The organism is Mycobacterium marinum (assembly GCF_003391395.1).
In the GTDB taxonomy this organism is placed as follows: Bacteria; Actinomycetota; Actinomycetes; order Mycobacteriales; family Mycobacteriaceae; genus Mycobacterium; species Mycobacterium marinum.
In genome coordinates this window covers 6,010,302-6,032,978 of record NZ_CP024190.1, presented here as the reverse complement: position 1 = coordinate 6,032,978, position 22,677 = coordinate 6,010,302, and the positions used below count along the sequence as shown (strand labels likewise).

The following is a 22,677-nucleotide window of genomic DNA, read 5'->3' as shown; positions in this document are numbered from 1 at the left end:
CACCCTAGTGCAGCGGTCCTGTGGGCCTGCTGGGTGGCCGGTTGGGCACAATGGGACCGGAAAGACAGGAGAGTTATGGGTCCCAAACGTTGGCGGAAATCCACCCAGGTGTTCCTTGGGGTGGCCGTGCTGGCGTTTGTCGCCGCCGTCGTTGCCGCCGCAGCGTTCTTCACCGTCGGTGGCCGCGCGGCCAGTGCGCGGTTGGTGGTGCCGCCGCCGCGTCCACCGACGGTCAAGCCCGCGGTCACCGCCGTGGCCGACACCGGTGTGGTGCCCAACTCGGGCGCGATGGCCGCCGCGCTGGCGCAGGCCGCGGCCGATCCGAACTTGGGCAAGCTGGGCGGTCGGGTCAGCGATGCGCTGACCGGCCAGGTGCTTTGGCAGCAACTCGACGACGTACCCCTGGTGCCGGCATCGACAAACAAGGTCCTGACCGCCACCGCGGCGCTGCTCACCTTGGACCGTCAGGCCCGGATCAGCACCCGCGTGGTGGCCGGTAGCCCCAGCGGCCAGGGGCCGGTGGTGTTGGTCGGAGCCGGGGATCCGACGCTGTCGGCGGCACCGCCCGGCGTCGAAACCTGGTACCGGGGCGCGGCGCGCATCAGCGACTTGGTCGATCAGATCCGCCGCAGTGGCATGACGCCGACATCGGTGCAAGTCGACATCTCCGCCTTTACCGGGCCGACGATGGCCCCGGGCTGGGATCCGGCCGACGTCGGCAACGGTGACATCGCCCCGATCGAGGCGGCGATGATCGATGCCGGTCGCGTCCAGCCGACCACGGTCAACTCCCGACGGTCGCTGACCCCGGCGTTGGACGCCGGACGCGAACTGGCCAGGGCCCTTGGTCTGGATCCAGCAACGGTCAGCATCGCCTCGGCTCCCGCTGGGGCGCGCCAGCTGGCCGTGGTGCAGTCGGCGCCGTTGATCGAACGGCTCTCCCAGATGATGAACGCCTCGGACAACGTGATGGCCGAGTGCATCGCCCGCGAGGTCGCGGCCGCCATCAACCGTCCGCGCAGCTTCAGCGGCGCGGTCGATGCGGTGACCACCCGGCTGAACACCGCCCACATCAACACCACCGGCGCGGGGCTGGTGGATTCCAGTGGGCTTTCGGTTGACGACCGGCTGACAGCCCGGACGCTCGACGACGCGATACAGGCCGCGGCGGGGCCGGATCAGCCCGCGTTGCGCCCGCTACTGGATCTGCTGCCGATCGCCGGCGGTAGCGGCACTCTCGGGGAACGCTTCCTGGACCGGGCCACCAACCTGGGCCCGGCGGGCTGGTTGCGGGCCAAGACCGGCTCGCTGACCGCCATCAACTCCTTGGTCGGTGTGGTCACCGATAGCAGCGGACGCGTGCTCACGTTTGCGTTCATCTCCAACGATGCCGGGCCGAACGGACGCAACGCGATGGACGCGTTGGCCACCACGCTGTGGTCTTGCGGGTGCACAACATGACCGCGGCCTCGGATGTGACCCTGGGCAACACCGTCGACTGGCAGTTTGCGGCCACGGTGGGGGAGCGGCTGGCCCGCCCCGGTCCGCCGTCCAGTGACTACACCCGACGCCAGGCGGTCGACGAATTGATGCGCGCGGCCGAGCAAGCGGAGCCGCCGGTGCGCGACGTCACCGGTTTGATCACCACCGGTGATGTGCCCGCGGCCCGCGTTGTGGACCGGCCGGAGTGGATACGGGCCGCCGCGGAGTCGATGCGGGCCATGACCAACGGGGCCGAGAAGCCGCGCGGACTGCTCACCGGGCGTATCACCGGTGCGCAGACGGGTGCGGTGCTGGCGTTCGTGGCCTCGGGAATTCTCGGTCAGTACGATCCGTTCGCCGCCGCGGACGCGGCCGGCATGGGCGGTCTGCTGCTGGTGTATCCCAACGTCATCGCCGTTGAGCGACAACTGCGGGTCGACCCATCCGATTTCCGGCTGTGGGTCTGCCTGCACGAGGTCGCCCACCGGGTCCAGTTCACCGCCAACCCGTGGTTGGCCGGCTACATGCAGCAGGCGCTCGGTCTGCTCACCACCGAACCCGCCGACGACATCGGACAGGTGGTGAGCCGGCTGGCGAACTTCGTGCGCAACCGCAACGATCCTGGCGACGATTCGGGCAATGTGACGGGGATTCTCGGTGTGGTGCGTGCCGTGCAGTCCGAGCCGCAGCGTCAGGCGCTGGATCAGCTGCTGGCGCTGGGCACGCTGTTGGAGGGCCATGCCGAACACGTGATGGATGCGGTGGGGCCGATGGTGGTGCCCTCGGTTGCCGTCATCCGTCGTCGCTTCGACGAGCGCCGGCAACGCAAGCAGCCGCCACTGCAGCGGTTGTTGCGCGCGTTGTTGGGCTTCGACGCCAAACTCAACCAGTACACGCGCGGCAAAGCGTTTGTCGACGACGTGGTGGCCCGGGTCGGGATGAAGCGGTTCAACACCATCTGGACGAGTCCGCAGACGCTGCCCCTGCCGGCTGAGCTGGAGAATCCGCGGCGATGGATCGACAGGGTGCTGTAGCGCAACTGCGCAGGGCCGTCGAGAAGTTCGCGTCGACCCATCTCGACGCCACCGACCGATGGAGTATCGGGCTGTCCGGCGGTCCGGATTCGCTGGCGCTCACCGCCGTGGCGGCGCGGCTGCGGCCCACCACCGCGCTGATCGTCGACCACGGCCTGCAGCCGGATTCGGCCGCGGTCAGCGAAACCGCCCGGGCCCAGGCCGTCTCGTTGGGTTGCGTGGCCGCACGGGTGCTCCGGGTCCAGGTGGGCAATCCGGCCGGGGCCGGGGGTGGGCTGGAGGCGGCGGCGCGCACCGCCCGCTACGGCGCGCTGGACGCCCACCGCGATGGCCCGGTGCTGCTGGCCCACACCCTCGACGATCAGGCCGAGACGGTGTTGCTGGGGCTCGGCCGCGGTTCGGGCGCTCGCTCGATCGCCGGCATGCGTCCGCACGATCCACCATGGTGTCGGCCCTTGCTGGGGGTGCGTCGCGGGGTGACCCATGATGCGTGCCGGGAGCTGGGCCTGACCGCATGGCAGGACCCGCACAACAGCGACCGGCGCTTCACCCGGACGCGGTTACGTGCCGAAGTGCTGCCGCTGTTGGAGGAAGTGCTGGGTGGGGGTGTGGCTGCGGCGTTGGCGCGCACCGCGACCGCGCTGCGCGCGGACACCGAGCTGCTCGACGCCATCGCCGCCGAGGCGCTGCCCACCGCCGTCGTCGATTCCGGCCTGGACACCAGCGTGCTGGCTACGCTGCCCGACCCAGTGCGTCGGCGAGTGATCCGCAGTTGGCTGCTGGCCGGCGGGGCGATCGGGCTGACCGACAAGCAGATCAGGGGCGTGGACGCGCTGGTCACCGCCTGGCGAGGCCAGGGCGGGGTGGCGGTCGGATCGAATTTGAAGGCGCGGCGTCTGGTCGCCGGACGAGGTGGCGGCCTGCTGACTCTGCGGTCCGAGCCAATCTGAGTCGGTGAAGATGGGGACTGGCGTTGGTTGTTCGGGCGCGGACATGGCACGCTGTGCACGTGGCCCAGAGCTCCTCGGCGATCACCCCCGGACATGCAGGCGAGTTGTACCCAGGTGATATCAAATCCGTGCTGCTCAATGAGGAGCAGATTCAGCGTCGAATAGACGAGCTCGCGGCCCAGATCGGCAACGACTATCGCGAGCTGGCCGACACCAGCGATCAGGACCTGCTGTTGATCACGGTGCTCAAGGGCGCCGTGCTGTTCGTCACAGATCTCGCCCGTGCGATTCCGTTGCCTACGCAATTTGAGTTCATGGCGGTCAGCTCCTACGGGTCCTCGACGTCGTCGTCGGGAGTGGTGCGGATTCTCAAGGACCTGGACCGCGACATCGCCGGTCGCGACGTGCTGATCGTCGAGGATGTCGTCGACTCCGGACTGACGCTGTCCTGGCTGTTGCGCAACCTCAAGAGCCGGCAACCCAAGTCGTTGCGGGTGTGCACCTTGCTACGCAAGCCCGAGGCGGTGGGGGCCAACGTCGACATCACCTACGTGGGCTTCGACATTTCGAATGACTTCGTGGTGGGTTACGGCTTGGACTACGACGAGCGCTATCGCGACCTGTCCTACATCGGCACCCTCGATCCCAGGGTCTACCAGTAGCGAGCGCGCTCTGCCGACCGGAAACTCAGGTCAGCTCCCACACCGCGGTCACCGAGAAGCTCACCGTCTGCTGGCCTGGTTCCAGCGGCACCATCGAGGTGCGTGGCGCCGGCGTGTTCATCTCGCCGGGCGAGGGCCTGGTGCCGACTCCTTCGGAGATGGAAAGCACCGTGCCCAGCCGCAGCCCGGACAACTGGGCGTATTGCTGCGCGCGGCTCTTGGCGTCCTCGAATGCCCGGGCGCGCGCGTCCTTGACCAGTTGCGAGTCGTCCTCGATCGAGTAGCTCACCGAACTGATCCGGGTGGCGTCGCCGCCGGTGTTGACGATGAGTTCCAGTAGGCGTGATGCGGCATCGGGTGGACGGATCTTGACTTCGATCGCATTATCGGCGCGATAGCTGCTGATCGCCGCCGCTGCGCCGGGCTCTGGGCTGGTGTACTGGGGCTGTAGCGACACCTCGGTGGTGCGAATGTCCTTACGGTCCACCCCGGCGTTCGCCAGGGCGTCGATGACCGCCTGCTGCCGAGCGTTGGCCTGGCTCATCGCGCCGGTGACGTCCTGAGAAGTGAACTCAATGCCGACCTGCGCGGTCAGGGTGTCCGGGATGCCCTGCACCTGCCCGGACCCGAACACGGTCACCGGACGTGGATTTGCGCCGGGCGCCGCCGCGGTGTGGGAGTCGCACCCGCTCAGGCAGCCGGCGGCCGCACCGGCCACGGCCAAGGCAATCAATCTGCGGGCGAATCCCGGTGTGCTCCATTGGATTGGCATGCCTGGCACCCTAGTCGCCGCGCGGAGTCGACCGGCGGGTGCGCCGTTGTCGGCTCCCAGATGTTCTCAATTCACTTCTTGTTCATCTTTGATTCCTGGGAAAGCGCCGGCCCCCGTGACCGGACATTGGCCCCCGAAAGACTGTCAGCAAATGTCATATTTACGACCTTTACGTTGAAAAATTCCAATCCAACCCAAGTTTGGCTCAACAATTCTGCACCCCTATAGCAGACCCAGTTTTTGTGCTTTGCAAGAGTCGGCTAGTCCGACGTCGAGCCGTGGGCCCCGGTTGGGCCACCACCCCCGCCCGGGTACTTGCCGCCGCGGCGCGACCGGGGCCGTGGTCCTGGTGATAGCGCCGGATCGCGGCCCGGCGCTGCGGCCAGAATCCGCCGCTGAACAGGTTGATTAGCGGCAATTTGTTGATTAGTAGGGGGCTGTCCACGGCGGCCGCGGGCGGGGTGTAGCGGGGATACAAACCGTCGGAGGCGGGTGGCTGGGGCCTTCGGCGCGGCCCCGTCGCTCGCCCGGAATGCACGACAGAAGGCGCCTGTCTTCGATATCGGCAAAATTCATATAGAACTCAAATCATATTTGATTCAAATATGTTTCATACAAAAGAAGATATTTACCTGCGCGTTTGGCACAGCAAATGAATTGTTACCGACTCAGCAGTGAACAGGCTGTGTGAAGCCTGTGGTTTTCCTACGTATCTGCCCTAACGTGTCCTGCGATCTGCTTCAGCAATGGGGGACGGACAGTCATCGGTCACCGAAAGCTGTTGCTGCAATTAAGAATTGAGGGAGAGGGAAACTCATGTCGATCATGCTTGCGCAGACAGATGTGCTGGCAGCGACTGCGGCGGAATTGCAGTCCATCAACGTGGCGGTGCAGGCCGGGAACGTCGCGGCCGCGGTACCGACCACCGGCGTGGTGCCCGCCGCCGCCGATCTGGTGTCGCTGCTGACCGCGTCGCAGTTTGCCGCGCACGCCCAGCTGTATCAGCAGATTGGAGCCCAGGCGGTGGCGGTCCAGGAGCAGCTGGCCACCACGCTGGGCATCAGTGCGGGTTCGTACGCGGCCACCGAGGCCGCCAACGCGGCCACCATCGGCTAGGAGACACCGGGTCATGTTGGATTTCGCGCAATTGCCCCCGGAGGTCAACTCCGCGCTGATGTATTCCGGGCCCGGCTCCGGGCCGATGCTGACCGCCGCCGCTGCCTGGGACGTGTTGGCCGCCGAGCTGCAAGCAACCGCGTCCACCTACGACGCTTTGGTGACCGAACTGACCGACGGGCCCTGGCAGGGGCCGTCCGCGGCGAACATGGTCGCGGCCGCCATGCCCCAGGTGGAGTGGTTGAGAAACACAGCCGCACTTGCCGAGCAGGCCGGTAGTCAAGCCGTGGCCGCGGCCGGAGCCTACGAGGCGGCCTTTGTCGCGACGGTCCCGCCGCCGGTGATCGCGGCCAACCGGGCGTTGTTGATGGCCCTGATGGCGACGAACTTCCTCGGACAGAACACGGGCGCTATCGCGGCCACCGAGGCGCAGTACGGCGAAATGTGGGCGCAGGACGCGGCGGCAATGTACGGCTATGCCGGCTCGTCGGCGGCGGCCGCGCAGTTGGCGCCGTTCGACCCGGCGGCGCAGACCGTCAGCGCGGCGGGCCTGGCCAATCAGGCCGCCGCGGTCGGTCAGGCATTGAACGGGGCGGTGGACTCACAGGCACTGGCGGAGATTCCCAAGGCGCTCTCGCAGCTGGCCGGAATATCCAACGAACCCCCTTGGCTCACCGACCTCACTGGCGCGATCGGCTTGACCGGGCACGCCTGGAACTCCAACGGTGACGGAATCATCGTGGGCGGCGCCCTGGGCGACATCGTCCAGGGAGTGACCGGCTCCGCCGAAGTGGATGCCGGCGTATTCATGGACACCTTCAGCAAATGGGTGAGTCCGGCCGGGTTGGCGGTAACTCAGTTCAAGGACTATGTGGGCCTGGCCCATGACCTGCCCAAGTTCGCTCAAGAAGGCGCCAAAGCGGCGGCCGAGGCCGCCAAGGAATTGCCGGCGGTACTGCCGTCGCTTCCGGGCGTCGGTCTGGGCGGGATTACCGGAGCCGTCGGTAAGGCGGCGTCGGTCACTGGGCTTTCGGTGCCAACCTCGTGGATGAACTCCGTCGGTGCCGCGGCGAACCCGGCCATCGTGACGGTCAACAGCCTCGGGGCCGCCGCGGCCGAGCCGGCGCAGGCGGCGGTGGGTGGAGTGCCACTGATGCCCGCCAGTGGTGTCGGGCGCGGAATGGCGGCGCACTTCGCCGCACCGCGCTATGGCTTCAAGCCGACGATGGTCGTGCACCCGCCCGCCGGAGGGTGACGAAGAACACATACGATCAACGCGGGGTGATCGCACTGCTGTACAGCGGGATCTTCGAGGGAAGGGGCGAGGCTCGCGATTCACCTTGATCTAGCAACGGATTTGACAACTCGTACACGAGAGGCATTCGCATGACCACACGTTTTATGACCGACCCGCATGCGATGCGGGACATGGCGGGCCGTTTCGAAATGCACGCCCAGACCGTCGAGGACGAGGCCCGCCGGATGTGGGCGTCCTCGCAGAACATCGCCGGCGCGGGCTGGAGCGGTATGGCCTCGGCAACCTCACTGGACACCATGGGCCAGATGAACACCGCTTTCCGCAACATCGTCAACATGCTGCACGGGGTGCGCGACGGGCTGGTTCGCGACGCGAACAACTACGAGCAGCAAGAGCAGGCCTCCCAGCAGATCCTCAGCAGCTAGTACCGGCCCGACAGCTTCGATTCAGGAGGACAAAACCAATGACCATCAATTACCAGTTCGGCGATGTCGACGCCCACGGTGCGCTCATCCGCGCCCAGGCCGCCTCCTTGGAGGCCGAGCACCAGGCCATCGTTCGCGATGTGCTGGCCGCCGGTGACTTCTGGGGCGGCGCCGGTTCGGTGGCTTGCCAGGAGTTCATCACCCAGTTGGGTCGCAACTTCCAGGTGATCTACGAGCAGGCCAACTCGCACGGCCAGAAGGTTCAGGCCGCCGGCAACAACATGGCGCAGACCGACAGCGCCGTCGGCTCCAGCTGGGCCTGAGTCCGCGGCAGGTACGCAGCGGCCCTAATCGGGCCGCGTGATGGCTTACCCGCCTCCCGGGGGTGATACCCGGGAGGCGGGTAAGTCCGTTTATGGGGCAGTTGACCTGGGTGTTGATGTCGACGCGCGTTCGGGTGACCGCCGTGCACTTACCTATTTCCGCATTTGCGGTGCCGAAACCATGGCGGCCCCCTAAATCATTGATCTCCGGTTGGTCGGGGCCAATATGTCCTACGGCAACAAAAATACTTTCCCTATTGATAAGCATCGTACACAATCTGGACAAGCGGGGCGGATTTCGTCGGAGAGCCCTCCGCTGTCAACCGGGGGGTTGCCCCGAGGAGGCGCTGGCTGCAGGTGGCAAAAGGCCAGGTGGGGTCGAATCCGGTTGGCTAATACCGCTGGTCGGCGACGACACGCGCCGCGCCGAAAATTCCCCTCATGCCGCGTTTTGCGCCCCTTGGGGACTTGAATTCATCGAATGCGAAGCGTTTGGGCATTGTGAAATAGGGCTCAGATGTGTCGCTGAATTTGAATCGTTGTTAAACCGATTCTGAACAAGATGTTTACGCCTGGTGTTGGTCATCTCTCGTGGTTTTTGTGGTCCCTTGAGTCCCTTAGCCTGATTGCCGATCAGCGTCAGCGCCGTTCGTCGCTGGACGTTATTGGCTCAATTGGTTCTTGAAAGGAGAGCGATGTCGCACGTGACTGCTCAGCCGGAGATTGTGGCTGGAGTCGCATTGGAGCTGCAGGCCATCAACTCGGCGGCGCGCGCCGGGGACGAGGTCGCGGTAGCTCCGACGACAGGAGTGGTCCCCCCGGCGGCAGACCTGGTGTCGATGTTGACGGCAGCCCAGTTCGCCGCCCATGCAAGGGTGTATCAGGCGATCAGCGCTCAGGCCGCGGCGGTACAGGATCAGCTGGTGACCGTGCTGGGTATCTCCGCTGGTTCGTATGCGGCAACCGAGGCCGCCAACACCGTCGCGGTCAGCTAGGCGAGGCCGCACATGCTGGATTTCGCGCTCCTACCGCCAGAAGTCAACTCCACGTTGATGTATTCCGGACCCGGTTCAGGATCGATGTTGGCCGCCGCGGCGGCTTGGCAGGCGCTGGGCGCCGAGTTGCAGTGCACTGCGAACTCTTATCGTTCACTGCTGTCCGGGCTGGTTTCCGGACCATGGTCGGGGCCCGCCGCCGCGGCCATGTCGGCTGCTGCCGCGCCGCATCTGGCCTGGCTGAGCGCAACCGCCGCGCAGGCTGAACAGGTCGGGAGGCAAGCGGCGGCGGCGGCGAGTGCCTACGAGGCGGCGTTTGCCGGGATAGTGCCGCCCGCGGTGGTAGCCGCCAATCGGGCGATGTTGGCGACGCTGGTGGCGACCAACCTCTTCGGTCAGAACACCCCGGCCATCGCGGTAGTGGAAGCCGAGTACGCCGAAATGTGGGCTCAGGACGCGAATGCGATGTACCAATATGCGGCGACGGCCGCGGCGGCGGCCGACCTGACCTCGTTCGTTCCGCCTCGGCCCGCTACCACCGCGAACGGACCGGCCGCTCAGGCCGCCGCAGTCGGCCGGGCCACCGGCGATCTCCTCGCGGGGGATGCGCAGTCGTTGCAGCAATTGGTGGAACAGCTGCCCAACGCGCTGCGGGGACTCTCGGAGGCGGCGTTGGTGCCCTCGCCGGAACAGATCTTGCGTGCGCTCGGCCTGATCGGCTGGAAGTGGACGCCCAACGGCGACGGGATCGTGTTAAGCGGCGCACTCGGCGCACTGGTAGCGGGTCTCACCGGGTCGTCGACGCTGGATGCCAGCACGCTATCGAACACCTATATCAGGCTGGTTTCGCCCTTCCGGCTCACCACCACGGCGTTGAAAGACATCGACGGTTTGTCCCACAGTCTCTTCCCGGCTGCCGCGCACGCGGGCCAGGAAGCCGCCAAGGCGGTCGAGGCCCTGCCACAAGCGCTGCCGAAACTGCCGTTGTCGGGCGTGTCGAGTGGTCTCGGGGGGATTGGCAGGGCCGCCCAGATCGGGGGCCTGTCGGTACCCAACGCTTGGGCGAGTTCGATGCCCGGGTTGGGCCGCGTTGCAACCGTTCCGCTCAGCTCCGTTGCCGCTGCCGCCGCGGCCGCCGACCCCAGCCAACATGTCTTTGGCGGTTTGCCGGCTCATGGCACACCCGCGCGCGGCTTCGCCGCCTCGGCGGCCCCTCCCCGATATGGGTTTCATCCCAGGGTGATGACGCGCCCGCCGGCCGCCGGCTAGGCCAACGCGCCGCGACGTCGGGGTAACCGGGCTAGGGGGTGACGAGAACCTTGCAGTGGCGTTCGGGGTCGGCGAGGTCGTCAAAGGCGGCGCCGACCCCGGCCAGTTCCACCTCGCCGGTGATGAGCGGGCTGACGTCTATGAGTCCCTCGGCAAGTGCCCGCAGTGAAGTGGCGAACTCTTCGGGGTCATAGGCGAGCACAAACTGCACGTTGATCTCTTTGGTGATCGCGAAGAACGGATGCACGGTGTCGGGCTGCATGCATACCCCGGCGACGATCAACCGGGTGCCCGGACGTGCCCGCAGAATTACCTCGTCGATCATCCCCGGGACTCCCACCGCTTCAAACACCACGGTGGCCTTGACGTGCTCGAACGGTGACGAGACGGCCGGGTCGACCGTCTGGTGAGCTCCCATGATGCTGGCCAGCTCGCGCCGCTTCTGCGAAAAGTCGGATGCCACAATCGTTTCGACACCGCGCATCCGCAGGGCCGCGATGATCGCGATGCCGATGGGCCCGCAACCGAGCACCAGGGCGGTGTCGCCAACGTCGACGCCGGCCTTGTTCACCGCATGTAATCCCACCGCCATGGGTTCGGTCAGGGCGGCATCCCTGAAGTCCAGCCCGTTGGGGACGGGCAGCAGCAGCGGCGCCGAGAGCAACATCCGCTCGGCGTACCCGCCGATGGTGTCGTTGCTGGAGAAGATGGGCTCGACTCCCTTGGCGGACAGCAACACCGGGATGGACGTGACGAGCGTCCCCGCGGGGTAGGTGTCGGTGTCGGGTCCGGCCTCGATCACCTCGGCGCAGAACTCGTGACCCATGAAGACATCACGGCTCAAGTCGGTGTTCGTGTGGCCGTCGCCGTGTGAGAGTCGCGAACTCATTGCCAACACTTCTGGCCCATGCGCGGCGAAATGCAGGTCCGATCCACAGATTCCGCATGCTCGCACTCCGACCAGCACCTGGCCCGGCCCGGGGGTGGGTTCGGCCACATCGTCGCGATAGGTCATGTGTCCATTGCGCAGCACGGACGCCCGCATCAGGTCTGACCTTCTCCGTGCTCGGTCACGTGTTCGGTAATTGCCGCTACCACGGCTTGACCGGCGCGGCCGATCAAGTCCTCACGCTTGTCCCTGGCCCATTCGTGCGAGGCGCGCGGCGCCTCGAGTTGTCCCTTGAAATACGGAATCACCTTGCGGGCAAACAGATCATAGGAATGGAAGGTCGCTTGCGGTGATGCCCAGTCATGCCCGAGTAGCAGCAGAGTCCCGAAGCCGCCCGAGCGATTGAGCAGATCTTCGATGTATGCGATCGCGTCCTCGGGGGTTCCGATGCAGCAATTTCCCTTGGCCGCATAGTCTTCGACGAACTCGCGAGTGCCTTCGGCGCCGTCCATCGCGTTGGACAGCGGAACGAACCCGGCCGCGCCGAAGTACTTCGAGAAATCCGGCAGCCCGTAGATGCAGTCTTGGATCGCCTGGTCGCGGGTATCCGACAGGTGCATGATGGACAGCACGCGCCAGTCGCGGCGGTTGGGCTCCGCCCGGCCGACCTTGGCGGCCTGCTCGCACACCACCTGCCAGGTGTTCTCGAGCGCCGCATAGCCGCCGGGCACCGACATCGACAGCGACAGCAGCGACGTACCCAGGCTGCCGGCCAGCCGCGGACCCGACGGCGAGATCATGGCTGCCGTCGAGATCTCGGGATAGGGCCAGGTGTACGGGCGGATGTGCAACTGCGCGTCGCGCAGGGTGAACCAATCGGAGTGGCGGTCGATGCGTTCACCCGGTGCGGCGCGCAGCAGAGCCAGGATCGCTTCCAGGGATTCCTGCATCATCCGGCGCTGGTCGATCGGATCGATGCCCATCATGTAGGCGTCCGATGGCAGCGCCCCCGGGCCCGTGCCGAACATGACCCGGCCCCGGGTGAGGTGATCGAGCAGCACCCATCGGTCGGCCACCATGAGCGGGTGGTGATACGGCAGCGACACCACCCCGGTGCCCAGCCGGATGTGCTTGGTCCGTTCGGCGGCGGCCGCAATGAACACTTCCGGGCAGGCGATCAGCTCGTAGCCGCCGGAATGGTGTTCACCAAACCAGGCCTCGTCGTAGCCGAGGCGGTCCAGGGCGACAACGCGCTCCATGTCGTATTCCAGAGCCACCGTCGGCGATTGGCCAGTCGGGTGAAACGGTGTGATGAAGACTCCGAATTTCAGCGGCGCATCGGTCACCATTGCACTCCTTTGAGGAAGTCGAGAAGTGTGGCGTTGACCTCGTCCGGCCGTTCCTGCTGCAGCCAGTGCCCGGCGCCCTCAACCATCACTTCGCGGTATGGACCGGTGATCACTTCCGATGCCCGATCGCTACGGGCGAAAGACAACACCGGATCCTTTGTGCCGGCCATGAACAACGACGGAACCGTGATGGTGGCGCCCTCGAGATCGGCGGTGGTTTTCCAGTTGCGGTCGAAATTGCGGTACCAGTTGAGCCCGCCGGTGAATCCGGTGCGGGTGAACTCGCTGATGTAATGATCCAGCTCGTCGCGACTGATCCAGCTGGGCGGCGCGTCGGGCTCCGGCAGTCGGTCGATGAAGCCCTCGGGGCCGGGGGCGACCATCCGCAGGGCCGCGCCCTGATCGGTCGGGGATCGTTGGCCGCCGATCATCCGGCGCATCGTGCGAGCCGGGTCACCATTGAGTTCGGCGTCGGCCACCCCGGGCTGCTGGAAATAGAGGATGTAGAAGAAGTGCTCGCCGAAGCGCTGGCGGAATGCCTGGATTGGCGGCACCTGGGCGCGGGGCAGCACCGGAACGCTGAGGCCGGCGACCGCGGCGACGCGGTCGGGGTGCAGCAAGGGCGCATTCCACACCACGACAGCACCCCAGTCATGGCCCACCCAGGCGGCACGCTCGGCGCCGACGTCGTCGAGCAGGCCTACCAGGTCTGCGGTCAGCTGGTGGATGTCGTAGTCCTCGATCGCTTCGGGGCGAGAGGAACCCCCGTAGCCGCGTTGATCGGGGGCCAGCACGTGGTAGCCGGCCTCGGCAAGCACCGGGATCTGGTGCCGCCAGGAATAGGCCAGTTCGGGGAAGCCGTGGGCCAATATCACCACCGGCGCACCCCGCTCGCCGGCCTCGGTCACGCGCAACCGCACGCCGTTGGTGTCGACTAACCGCTCGGTTGATGTAGCCACCATTTCACCAAAGCACAACGCCACATCGGTGAGAAGGGCTTGTTGTTCAGGGTGGCCGCCGCCCGGCCGCGGTCCGCTTTGCCCGATCGTGCCCGCTGCGCAACCGCCGGTGTGAGCCATGCCTTTCGCCGGATTGCCGTGCTACTGCAACCATCCGGAACTACCGGTCGTTGGTCTAGCGGTAGCCTTGACATTTCCAGCTGCGTATTTGGAAGGACCAGGCCGGCACGGCCGAAGATTGATGAACCGAAAAAACGTGATCCGCACCGTGACGGCGGTCGCCGTGGTGGTGGTGCTCGGCTGGTCGTTCTTCTACTTCAGTGACGACACCCGCGGTTACAAGCCGGTCGACACCTCGGTGGCGATGTCGCAGATCAACGCCGACAACGTCAAGAGCGCGCAAATCGATGACCGTGAGCAGCAGCTGCGGCTGGTCTTGAAGAAGAGCAGCAGCGACACCGACGGTTCCGACAAGGTCATCACCAAGTACCCCACCGGTTACGCGGTCGACCTATTCAATGCCTTGACCGCCAAGAACGCCAAGGTCGCCACGGTGGTCAACCAGGGCAGCATCCTGGGCGAGCTGTTGGTTTACGTGCTGCCGCTGCTGCTGCTGGTAGGCCTTTTCGTGATGTTCTCCCGCATGCAGGGCGGCGCCCGGATGGGCTTCGGCTTCGGGAAATCGCGTGCCAAGCAACTGTCCAAGGACATGCCCAAGACCACATTCGCCGACGTCGCCGGCGTCGATGAAGCGGTCGAGGAGCTCTACGAGATCAAGGATTTCCTGCAGAATCCGTCCCGCTACCAGGCGCTGGGCGCCAAGATCCCCAAGGGCGTGTTGCTCTACGGCCCGCCGGGAACCGGTAAGACGTTGCTGGCTCGCGCCGTGGCGGGCGAGGCCGGGGTGCCGTTTTTCACCATTTCCGGATCCGACTTCGTCGAGATGTTCGTCGGGGTGGGTGCATCCCGGGTGCGGGACCTGTTTGAGCAGGCCAAACAGAACAGCCCATGCATCATCTTCGTTGACGAGATCGACGCGGTCGGCCGCCAACGCGGCGCCGGCCTCGGTGGCGGCCACGACGAGCGGGAACAGACCCTCAACCAGCTGCTGGTCGAAATGGACGGGTTCGGCGATCGCGCCGGCGTGATCCTGATTGCGGCCACCAACCGGCCCGACATTCTGGACCCGGCGCTGCTGCGTCCCGGTCGCTTTGACCGCCAGATCCCGGTCACCAACCCTGACCTCGCCGGACGCCGGGCGGTCCTGCGGGTGCATTCCAAGGGAAAGCCGATCGCTGACGGCGCTGACCTGGACGGGCTGGCAAAACGGACTGTCGGCATGACCGGGGCCGATCTGGCCAACGTCATCAACGAGGCGGCGCTGCTCACCGCCCGCGAGAACGGCACCGTCATTACCGGTCCCGCCTTGGAAGAGGCGGTAGACCGGGTCATCGGCGGCCCACGCCGCAAAGGGCGGATCATCAGCGAGCACGAGAAGAAGATCACCGCCTATCACGAGGGCGGTCATACCCTGGCGGCCTGGGCGATGCCCGACATCGATCCCGTTTACAAGGTCACCATCCTGGCCCGGGGACGAACCGGTGGTCATGCGGTAGCGGTGCCCGAGGAGGACAAGGGGCTGCGGACCCGTTCGGAGATGATCGCGCAGCTGGTCTTCGCGATGGGCGGGCGCGCCGCCGAGGAATTGGTGTTCCGGGAGCCGACCACGGGTGCGGTGTCCGATATCGAGCAGGCGACCAAGGTCGCTCGGGCGATGGTCACCGAGTACGGCATGAGCGCGCGGCTGGGCGCGGTCAAGTACGGCACCGAGCACGGTGACCCGTTCTTGGGCCGCTCCATGGGCACCCAGTCGGACTACTCGCACGAAGTCGCCCGCGAAATCGACGAAGAGGTGCGCAAGCTCATCGAGGCGGCCCACACCGAAGCCTGGGAGATTCTCACCGAATATCGCGACGTGCTCGACACCCTGGCCGGCCAGCTGCTGGAAAAGGAAACACTGCACCGGCCGGAGCTGGAGTCGATCTTCTCCGACGTGGAAAAGCGGCCCCGACTCACCATGTTCGACGATTTCGGCGGCCGGATTCCGTCGGACAAGCCGCCGATCAAGACACCGGGCGAACTGGCCATCGAGCGCGGTGAACCCTGGCCGCAGCCGATGCCGGAGCCGGCGTTCAAGCAAGCCATCGCGCAGGCTACCCAGGCGGCGCAGGCCGCCCAGGCGGCGCAGTCGGCCAGCGAAGGGACCGGACGCGGCCCTAACGGCTCTCGAGGCGCCGACGCGCACCCCGGCAGCCATCCCGACTACGGCGCCCCGGCGGGCTGGCGCGCTCCCGGGTGGCCCCCGCCGTCGGAGCGGCCACAACCATCGGGCTATTCCCCCGATCAGCCATCGGACACCGACGAGTCGTCCGAGCAGCAGGACAGGGACGTAAGCCGGTCCAACCCCCCGGCCCACGGCTGACGAACGGAGAGTTGCAATGACGCAGCTGGATTCCCGAACCGAGGCAACGACCACCCGGGCGTTCGACCAGCCGCGTGCCGAGGCCGCCGTCCGCGAGTTGTTGCTTGCGATCGGCGAGGACCCGGACCGGGGCGGTTTGCGCGACACCCCGGCCCGCGTGGCCCGCGCCTATCGCGAGATCTTCGCGGGGCTTTACACCGACCCCGACGCGGTACTGAACACCATGTTCGACGAAGACCACGACGAGCTGGTGCTGATCAAACAGATTCCGTTGTACTCGACGTGCGAGCACCACCTGGTCTCGTTCCACGGGGTGGCCCATGTCGGCTATATCCCGGGCCGGGATGGCCGGGTGACCGGGCTGTCCAAGATTGCCCGGCTGGTGGACCTCTACGCCAAGCGTCCTCAGGTGCAAGAGCGGCTCACCAGCCAGATCGCCGACGCCCTGGTCAAAAGGCTCGGACCGCGCGGGGTGATCGTGGTGGTCGAAGCCGAGCACCTGTGCATGGCGATGCGCGGGGTCCGCAAACCCGGTGCGGTCACCACGACCTCGGCGGTGCGTGGGCAGTTCAAGACCGATGCCGCTTCTCGGGCCGAGGCGCTGGACCTCATCCTGCGTAAGTGAGTTCGCGGCCTGTGCAGGTTATGGGCGTATTGAATGTCACGAACGACTCGTTCTCCGACGGTGGGCGCTACTGCGACGAGGCCAAGGCCATCGAGCACGGTCTGGCGCTGGCGACCGAAGGTGCGGACATCATCGACGTCGGGGGGGAGTCGACTCGGCCGGGCGCCGCGCGGGTTGACCCGGCCGTCGAGGCGTCCCGCGTCTTGCCCGTCATCAAAGAACTGGCCGCGCGCGGTATCAAGGTCAGCATCGACACCACCCGCGCGGCCGTAGCGTGCGAGGCGCTGCACAACGGCGCGCAGATCGTCAACGATGTGTCCGGAGGGCGGGCCGATCCGGCAATGGCCCCGCTGGTCGCCGAAGCCGGTGTGCCGTGGGTACTGATGCACTGGCGGCCGGTGTCCGACGACAACCCCCATCAGGTGCCGAACTACCGCGATGTGGTGGCCGAGGTGCGCGCCGAGCTGCTCGCCGCCGTGGATGATGCGATAGCCGCGGGCGTTGATCCATCGAATCTGATGATCGATCCCGGCCTCGGCTTCGCCAAGGCCGGACAGCATAATTGGACGCTGCTGCACGCCCTGCCGGCGTTGGTCGCCACCGGGATCCCGGTGCTGGTGGGAGCGTCTCGAAAGCGCTTCCTCGGGTCGTTGCTGGCCGGCCCGGATGGTGCGGTAAGGCCGCCGGACGGGCGGGAAACGGCGACCGCGGTGATTTCCGCATTGGCGGCGCTGCACGGTGCATGGGGTGTGCGGGTGCATGATGTGCGGGCATCCGTCGACGCCCTCAAGGTCGTCGACGCGTGGCAGCGGGCGGAAAGGACTGGGCACGATGGCTGACCGAATCGAGTTGCGGGGCTTGATTGTTCATGGCCGCCATGGGGTCTATGACCATGAGCGGGTAGCCGGGCAACGGTTCGTCGTCGACATCACCATGTGGATCGACTTGGCCGACGCCGCCCGCAGCGACGATCTGGCCGACACCTATGACTATGCCCAATTGGCGCAGCGCGCGGCCGAGATCGTCGGCGGGCCGCCGCGCAACCTGATCGAGACGGTCGGTGCCGAGATCGCCGACGAGGTGATGAACGACGAACGGGTACATGCCGTCGAGGTGGTCCTGCACAAGCCGCAGGCCGCCATCGCGCAACCGCTGGCTGACGTGGCGGTGGTGACCCGGCGGTCGCGGCGCGGGGGGCGTGGTTCGGTGATCCCCGCGGACCGAGCGGTATGAGTTCGGTAGTGCTGTCGGTCGGTTCCAACCTGGGCGACCGCCTGGCGAACCTGCGTTCGGTGGTCGACGGACTCGGCGACACGTTGGTCGGGGCGTCACGTGTCTATGAGACCGATCCGTGGGGTGGGGTGGCCCAGGAGCCGTTCCTCAACGTGGTGCTGATCGCAGACGATCCCGCTCGCGACGGCCATGCTTGGTTGCACCAAGCTCAGGAGTTCGAGCGGGCGGCCGGCCGGCAGCGTCTGCAGCGGTGGGGGCCGCGCACGCTCGACGTGGATCTGGTCGCCTGCTACCAGGCCGGCCCGGCCGGCCGTACCGAAGTGCGCTGCAACGACAGCATCCTGACGCTGCCACACCCATTGGCGCATCAGCGGGCCTTCGTCATGGTCCCTTGGCTCGACGTTGACCCCGCGGCCGAACTGACCGGACCGGAGGGCCCGCGCCCGGTCGCCGCGCTGCTGGCCGGGCTGCCACCGGCCGATCGGGCAAGTGTGCGGTTGACCTCGCTGACCGTGGCAGCCTGATGGGACCGACCCGTAGGCGCGACCTGGCCGCCGCCGCGATCGGGGCGGCGGTCGCCGGCTATCCGATGGTGCTGGTGTTGTTCCGGTCGTTTCCCCCGCTCACGGTGTGGACCGGGCTGTCACTGCTGGGGGTTGCGATCGCCGAGGCGCTGTGGGCCCGCTTCGTAAGAGCCAAGATCAACGATGGCGAGATAGGGGATGGATCCGGACAGCTGCATCCTCTGGCTGTGGCTCGCAGCCTGATGGTCGCCAAGGCATCGGCCTGGGTGGGTGCGCTGGTGCTGGGCTGGTGGATTGCGGTCTTGGTGTATCTGTTGCCGCGGCGGTCCTGGCTGCGGGTGGCGGCCGAAGATATGACCGGCGCCCTGGTGGCGGCCGCAAGCGCGCTGGCGTTGATCGTTGCCGCTTTGTGGCTGCAACATTGCTGCAAGTCGCCGCAGGAGCCGCCCGAGCGGGGCGAGGGCGCGGAAGGCTGACCACTCCCGCGGCCCGGCCCGCCGGCGTTGCTGGCTGCGGCACGGACTTTGCCGGAGAATCGCCGGACCGGCGCGACACGTGGATGCAGGTCGCGCGGGTACAGTCAGGCCATGACCGTTCTGTCCCGCGGCGCCCGGGTCCGGCGCGGCGGCCGCAGGCCGGGTTGGGTGCTATTGACGACGTTGCTGGTTCTGGCAATTGGAGCTAGTTCGGCACTGGTTTTCACCAATCGGGTGGAACTGCTCAAGCTCGCCGTGGTCCTCGCGCTGTGGGCCGCGGTCGCTGGTGCGTTTGTGTCGGTGCTCTATCGTCGCCAGGCCGAAGCGGATCAGGCGCGGGCGCGCGACATGAAGCTCGTCTACGACCTGCAGCTGGATCGCGAGATCTCGGCCCGCCGCGAATACGAGCTGGCGGTGGAGTCGCAGTTGCGTCGCGAGCTCGCCGCCGAGTTGCGGGGCGCGGCCGCCGACGAGGTGGCAGCGTTGCGCGCCGAATTAGCTTCGCTGCGAACCAGTCTGGGAATCTTGTTCGATGCGGACCTAGAACAGCGCCCGGCGCTGGAGACGGTGGACAGGGAGTCGCGCACCGCCCGCGCTGTTGCCGATCGGCTCCAAAACGGCGAGAGTCCAGCCACCGACTGGCTGCCCAGTGACCGGATTGCCATGGCCCGTCGAGACGAAAATCTCAACCGCGCCGAGGAGGCGATCATCGATGTGCCGGAGGTAGGCGTGCCGCCGCTGGACGAGCGTGACGTGCAGCCGGGTGGGGGACCGTTTCTGCAGCCCCCGCCGCCCGCGCCTCCGGGCCCCGGACACCCCGCCGAGTGGGTCGGGCCGCCCCAGGAGGCTGCGCCGGTTCAGCCTGACCTGCACTACGAGCCGCATCGTCGACCGCCGCCCGCGCCACCAGTACCCAATGCCGAACCCTCGCCTTGGCGACCGGTTGCCGCGGACGGACAGTGGTTGCCCCCCGGCGCTCCGGGCAGCCACTGGGTGGCCGAGGAGGCGGTTGGCGCCGAAACGCAGGACCGGTCTTCGGGTCGACGCCGCCGTGCCCGGCACTACGGTTCCGACGAGGACCAAGGTGACATCGGTGAGTTCGACCGGGAATACGGCGGCAGACGGTCGCGATCTCGTCATTCCACCGACTACCGCGACTATGGGGTGGGCCGCCTGGGAGCGGGGCCGCCTCCAGGCCCCGGACCAGCCCAACCGCCACCAATGGCACCCGCTGCACCGCCGTGGCCGGGCCCCCAGCCCGCCGAGCCCGCGGCGCCCCGGTTGGCCCCGCCGCCCGCACCCGACCTTGCCTCCCGTCATCGCCGCCCGGAAGAAGAACGCGGCGATGTGGCGGGCTCGCATGACTCTGACTCGCAAAGCGGTGGTCAGTCCGTCGCTGACCTGATGGCACGGTTGCAGGTGCAGCCTTCCGGCGGCGGCCGGCGCCGGCGCCGTGACGGCTGAAATGGGTGTCGACCAACAAATCGACTACAGTCTTAGTGACCGTCCGGTACCCGGTCATCCACGGGACTGGAACGAACGAAGAAACCTGTGAGGTCGTCTGCGATGGTGCAGCTCGACGGTTTGCGCCCGGCCAGGCTCAAGGTGGGGATCATCTCGGCCGGCCGGGTAGGCACCGCCCTGGGGGTCGCGCTAGAGCGCGCCGATCATGTCGTGGTGGCATGCAGCGCCATTTCGCACGCGTCGCTGCAGCGGGCGCAGCGCCGGTTGCCCGATACCCCGGTGCTGCCGCCGCCGGATGTCGCCGCATCGGCCGAGTTGCTGGTGCTGGCCGTCACCGACAGTGAACTGGCGGGTCTGATATCGGGTCTGGCCGCCACGTCGGCGGTGCGGCCGGGCACCATCGTGGCGCACACATCCGGCGCCAACGGGATTGGCATCTTGGAGCCCCTGACTGCGCAGGGTTGCATACCGCTGGCCATTCATCCGGCGATGACCTTCACCGGCTCCGACGAAGACATCAATCGGCTGCCCGATACCTGCTTCGGAATCACCGCGGCTGACGACGTCGGGTATGCGATCGCCCAATCGCTGGTGCTGGAGATGGGCGGCGAACCGTTCTGCGTGGGCGAGGAAAGCCGCGTGCTCTACCACGCGGCCCTCGCACATGCGAGTAACCACCTCGTCACCGTGCTCGCCGATGCCCTCGAGGCCTTGCGCACCGCCTTGCGTGGACAAGAACTGCTCGGCCAGCAATGCGTCGACAACCAGCCCGGCGGTATCGCGGAACGCATCGTCGGACCGCTAGCCCGAGCGGCCCTGGAAAACACGCTGCAGCGGGGTCAGGCCGCGCTGACCGGGCCGATCGCGCGCGGTGACGCCGCCGCGGTCGCCGGCCACCTGGCCGCGCTCACCGAAGCGGACCCGCAACTGGCGCAGGCGTATCGGGTGAACGCCCTGCGCACCGCCATGCGGGCCCATGCACCGGGGGATGTGGTGGAGGTCTTGACGCCATGAGAGCGAATGCCGGCCGGGCGCCCGTCTTCAAGCCGGGCGAACTCAACATCTACTCGGCGCCGCGTGACGTCGGCGAGGTCAGCCGGGCGCTGCGCCACACCGGCCGCCGGGTGATGTTGGTCCCCACGATGGGGGCCCTGCACGAGGGCCATCTGGCGCTGGTGCGGGCGGCCAAACGCACGCCCGGTGCGGTGGTCGTGGTGTCGATTTTCGTCAACCCGCTGCAGTTCGGTGCCGGCGAGGATCTGGACGCCTACCCACGAACCGTCGATCAGGATCTGGCGAAACTGCGGGCCGAAGGTGTGGAAATCGCGTTCACCCCGACCGCGGCGAGCATGTACCCCAACGGTCTACGCACCACCGTGCAACCCGGCCCACTGGCCGCCGAACTCGAAGGCGGTTCGCGACCAACCCATTTCGCCGGGGTGCTGACCGTGGTGCTCAAGCTGCTACAGATCGTGGCTCCCGACCGGGCGTTCTTCGGTGAGAAGGATTATCAGCAGCTGGTGCTCATCCGGCAGATGGTTGCCGACCTCAACGTCAACGTGCAGGTGATCGGCGTGCCGATCGTGCGTGAACACGACGGACTGGCGATGTCGTCGCGCAATCGCTATCTGGACCCGGCGCAACGGGAAGCGGCCATCGCGCTCTCGGCGGCGCTGACGGCCGGGGCACATGCGGCGACCGCCGGTGTCCAGGCTGCGCTGGATGCGGCGCGCGGTGTGCTCGAGGCCGTCCCCGGGATCGTGGTCGACTATGTGGAACTGCGCGACGGCGAGCTCGGCCCGGTTTCCCCCAGCGGATCTGGCCGGTTGCTGGTCGCCGTCCGGTTCGGCACCACCCGGCTGCTCGACAACGTGGCAATTGAGATCGAAAGTATCGCCGGCACCGACGGGCAGCCTGTCGGGCCGGACGGGCGTGTCCAATCACCTTGGAGGAATTGATGTTACGGACAATGTTGAAGTCGAAGATTCACCGCGCCACCGTCACGCAGGCCGACCTGCACTACGTCGGGTCGGTGACCATCGATGCCGACCTGATGGACGCCGCGGATCTGCTCGAAGGTGAACAGGTGACCATCGTCGACATCGATAACGGTGCTCGCTTGGTCACGTATGCGATCACCGGCGAACGCGGTAGTGGCGTAATCGGGATCAACGGTGCCGCGGCGCATCTCGTACACCCCGGCGATCTGGTGATCCTGATCGCTTACGGGACCATGCAGGATGCCGAGGCACGCGGCTACCAGCCGCGGATCGTGTTCGTCGACGCTGACAACAAGCAGATCGACGTGGGCCACGACCCGGCTTTTGTGCCCGCATTCGACATTCCCGGGGCGGAGGAGCTGTTGAATCCGCGGATCGGTGCGCGGTAAC

General features: G+C 66.9%; 24 protein-coding genes. 20 read left to right on the top strand and 4 right to left on the bottom strand.

All coding sequences use genetic code 11. The features are described from left to right. Positions 1-75 precede the first annotated feature (75 nt). From dacB to hpt, 4 genes are read left to right on the top strand one after another with little or no spacing between them, the layout of a single operon-like run. A complete protein-coding gene (dacB, locus tag CCUG20998_RS25590; protein ID WP_012396646.1) occupies positions 76-1,461 on the top strand; it encodes a D-alanyl-D-alanine carboxypeptidase/D-alanyl-D-alanine endopeptidase in 1,386 nt (461 codons plus the stop codon). After that, the gene (locus tag CCUG20998_RS25585; RefSeq protein ID WP_020730879.1) at positions 1,458-2,516 is read left to right on the top strand and encodes a zinc-dependent metalloprotease; all 1,059 of its coding nucleotides are present in this window, start codon (positions 1,458-1,460) and stop codon (positions 2,514-2,516) included. The genes dacB and CCUG20998_RS25585 overlap by 4 nt, the downstream gene beginning before the upstream one ends. Then, the gene (gene tilS, locus CCUG20998_RS25580) at positions 2,495-3,466 is read left to right on the top strand and encodes a tRNA lysidine(34) synthetase TilS (RefSeq protein ID WP_012396644.1); all 972 of its coding nucleotides are present in this window, start codon (positions 2,495-2,497) and stop codon (positions 3,464-3,466) included. Before CCUG20998_RS25585 ends, tilS begins: the two co-directional genes overlap by 22 nt. A 53-nt stretch (positions 3,467-3,519) precedes the next feature. Then, positions 3,520-4,128, top strand: a complete 609-nt coding sequence (gene hpt, locus CCUG20998_RS25575) for a hypoxanthine phosphoribosyltransferase (RefSeq protein ID WP_036456736.1) — start codon at positions 3,520-3,522, stop codon at positions 4,126-4,128. A gap of 25 nt (positions 4,129-4,153) precedes the next feature. Here hpt and CCUG20998_RS25570 read toward each other — a convergent pair whose 3' ends face one another. Next, positions 4,154-4,900 carry an SIMPL domain-containing protein gene (locus tag CCUG20998_RS25570; RefSeq protein ID WP_036456735.1) on the bottom strand — a complete coding sequence of 249 codons (747 nt, stop codon included), beginning with the start codon at positions 4,898-4,900 and terminating at the stop codon, positions 4,154-4,156. A gap of 816 nt (positions 4,901-5,716) precedes the next feature. Between CCUG20998_RS25570 and CCUG20998_RS25565 the strand changes: the two genes are divergently transcribed. The 6 genes from CCUG20998_RS25565 to CCUG20998_RS25540 all read left to right on the top strand — a co-directional run bounded on the left by CCUG20998_RS25565 (position 5,717) and on the right by CCUG20998_RS25540 (position 10,286). Next, a complete protein-coding gene (locus CCUG20998_RS25565; protein ID WP_012396641.1) occupies positions 5,717-6,016 on the top strand; it encodes a PE family protein in 300 nt (99 codons plus the stop codon). 13 nt (positions 6,017-6,029) lie between these two features. Beyond that, a complete protein-coding gene (locus tag CCUG20998_RS25560) occupies positions 6,030-7,271 on the top strand; it encodes a PPE family protein (RefSeq protein ID WP_103654041.1) in 1,242 nt (413 codons plus the stop codon). A 131-nt stretch (positions 7,272-7,402) separates the two neighbouring features. Then, positions 7,403-7,699 carry a type VII secretion system effector EsxM gene (gene esxM, locus CCUG20998_RS25555; RefSeq protein WP_012396639.1) on the top strand — a complete coding sequence of 99 codons (297 nt, stop codon included), beginning with the start codon at positions 7,403-7,405 and terminating at the stop codon, positions 7,697-7,699. 38 nt (positions 7,700-7,737) lie between these two features. Beyond that, positions 7,738-8,022 carry a WXG100 family type VII secretion target gene (locus tag CCUG20998_RS25550; RefSeq protein WP_011740938.1) on the top strand — a complete coding sequence of 95 codons (285 nt, stop codon included), beginning with the start codon at positions 7,738-7,740 and terminating at the stop codon, positions 8,020-8,022. 695 nt (positions 8,023-8,717) lie between these two features. Next, on the top strand, positions 8,718-9,017 hold the full coding sequence (locus tag CCUG20998_RS25545) for a PE family protein (RefSeq protein ID WP_012396638.1): 300 nt from the start codon (positions 8,718-8,720) through the stop codon (positions 9,015-9,017). Positions 9,018-9,029: 12 nt separating this feature from the next. Continuing rightward, positions 9,030-10,286, top strand: a complete 1,257-nt coding sequence (locus tag CCUG20998_RS25540) for a PPE family protein (protein WP_038581030.1) — start codon at positions 9,030-9,032, stop codon at positions 10,284-10,286. 31 nt (positions 10,287-10,317) lie between these two features. On the opposite strand, the gene CCUG20998_RS25535 is transcribed toward CCUG20998_RS25540, so the two are convergent. Genes CCUG20998_RS25535 through CCUG20998_RS25525 form a run of 3 tightly spaced genes read right to left on the bottom strand, consistent with a single transcriptional unit; the run spans position 10,318 to position 13,483 of the window. Next, positions 10,318-11,331, bottom strand: a complete 1,014-nt coding sequence (locus tag CCUG20998_RS25535) for a zinc-binding dehydrogenase (RefSeq protein WP_020730874.1) — start codon at positions 11,329-11,331, stop codon at positions 10,318-10,320. Continuing rightward, on the bottom strand, positions 11,331-12,524 hold the full coding sequence (locus CCUG20998_RS25530) for an LLM class flavin-dependent oxidoreductase (protein WP_036456734.1): 1,194 nt from the start codon (positions 12,522-12,524) through the stop codon (positions 11,331-11,333). Before CCUG20998_RS25530 ends, CCUG20998_RS25535 begins: the two co-directional genes overlap by 1 nt. After that, positions 12,518-13,483: an alpha/beta fold hydrolase gene (locus tag CCUG20998_RS25525; protein WP_099052728.1), complete on the bottom strand. Its 966-nt coding sequence runs from the start codon at positions 13,481-13,483 to the stop codon at positions 12,518-12,520. The genes CCUG20998_RS25530 and CCUG20998_RS25525 overlap by 7 nt, the downstream gene beginning before the upstream one ends. Positions 13,484-13,724: 241 nt before the next feature. Here CCUG20998_RS25525 and ftsH point away from each other — a divergent pair, with 241 nt between their 5' ends. From ftsH to panD, 10 genes are all read left to right on the top strand, one after another. Next, positions 13,725-15,965: an ATP-dependent zinc metalloprotease FtsH gene (ftsH, locus tag CCUG20998_RS25520; protein WP_020730871.1), complete on the top strand. Its 2,241-nt coding sequence runs from the start codon at positions 13,725-13,727 to the stop codon at positions 15,963-15,965. 16 nt (positions 15,966-15,981) lie between these two features. After that, a complete protein-coding gene (folE, locus tag CCUG20998_RS25515; protein ID WP_020730870.1) occupies positions 15,982-16,590 on the top strand; it encodes a GTP cyclohydrolase I FolE in 609 nt (202 codons plus the stop codon). After that, complete coding sequence (gene folP, locus CCUG20998_RS25510; RefSeq protein ID WP_099052669.1) at positions 16,587-17,429, top strand: dihydropteroate synthase; 843 nt, start codon at positions 16,587-16,589, stop codon at positions 17,427-17,429. The genes folE and folP overlap by 4 nt, the downstream gene beginning before the upstream one ends. Next, entirely contained in the window at positions 17,422-17,823 is a 402-nt protein-coding gene (gene folB / locus CCUG20998_RS25505; protein ID WP_012396630.1) for a dihydroneopterin aldolase, read from the top strand. Before folP ends, folB begins: the two co-directional genes overlap by 8 nt. Continuing rightward, complete coding sequence (gene folK, locus CCUG20998_RS25500; protein WP_036456732.1) at positions 17,820-18,347, top strand: 2-amino-4-hydroxy-6-hydroxymethyldihydropteridine diphosphokinase; 528 nt, start codon at positions 17,820-17,822, stop codon at positions 18,345-18,347. Before folB ends, folK begins: the two co-directional genes overlap by 4 nt. After that, complete coding sequence (locus tag CCUG20998_RS25495) at positions 18,347-18,823, top strand: DUF3180 domain-containing protein (protein ID WP_012396628.1); 477 nt, start codon at positions 18,347-18,349, stop codon at positions 18,821-18,823. The genes folK and CCUG20998_RS25495 overlap by 1 nt, the downstream gene beginning before the upstream one ends. A 111-nt stretch (positions 18,824-18,934) precedes the next feature. Further along, entirely contained in the window at positions 18,935-20,287 is a 1,353-nt protein-coding gene (locus CCUG20998_RS25490) for a DUF6779 domain-containing protein (RefSeq protein WP_020730867.1), read from the top strand. A gap of 102 nt (positions 20,288-20,389) precedes the next feature. Beyond that, positions 20,390-21,301: a Rossmann-like and DUF2520 domain-containing protein gene (locus CCUG20998_RS25485; RefSeq protein WP_020730866.1), complete on the top strand. Its 912-nt coding sequence runs from the start codon at positions 20,390-20,392 to the stop codon at positions 21,299-21,301. Then, the gene (panC, locus tag CCUG20998_RS25480) at positions 21,298-22,245 is read left to right on the top strand and encodes a pantoate--beta-alanine ligase (RefSeq protein ID WP_020730865.1); all 948 of its coding nucleotides are present in this window, start codon (positions 21,298-21,300) and stop codon (positions 22,243-22,245) included. Before CCUG20998_RS25485 ends, panC begins: the two co-directional genes overlap by 4 nt. Continuing rightward, positions 22,245-22,676 carry an aspartate 1-decarboxylase gene (gene panD, locus CCUG20998_RS25475; protein ID WP_036456731.1) on the top strand — a complete coding sequence of 144 codons (432 nt, stop codon included), beginning with the start codon at positions 22,245-22,247 and terminating at the stop codon, positions 22,674-22,676. Before panC ends, panD begins: the two co-directional genes overlap by 1 nt. Position 22,677 lies beyond the last annotated feature (1 nt).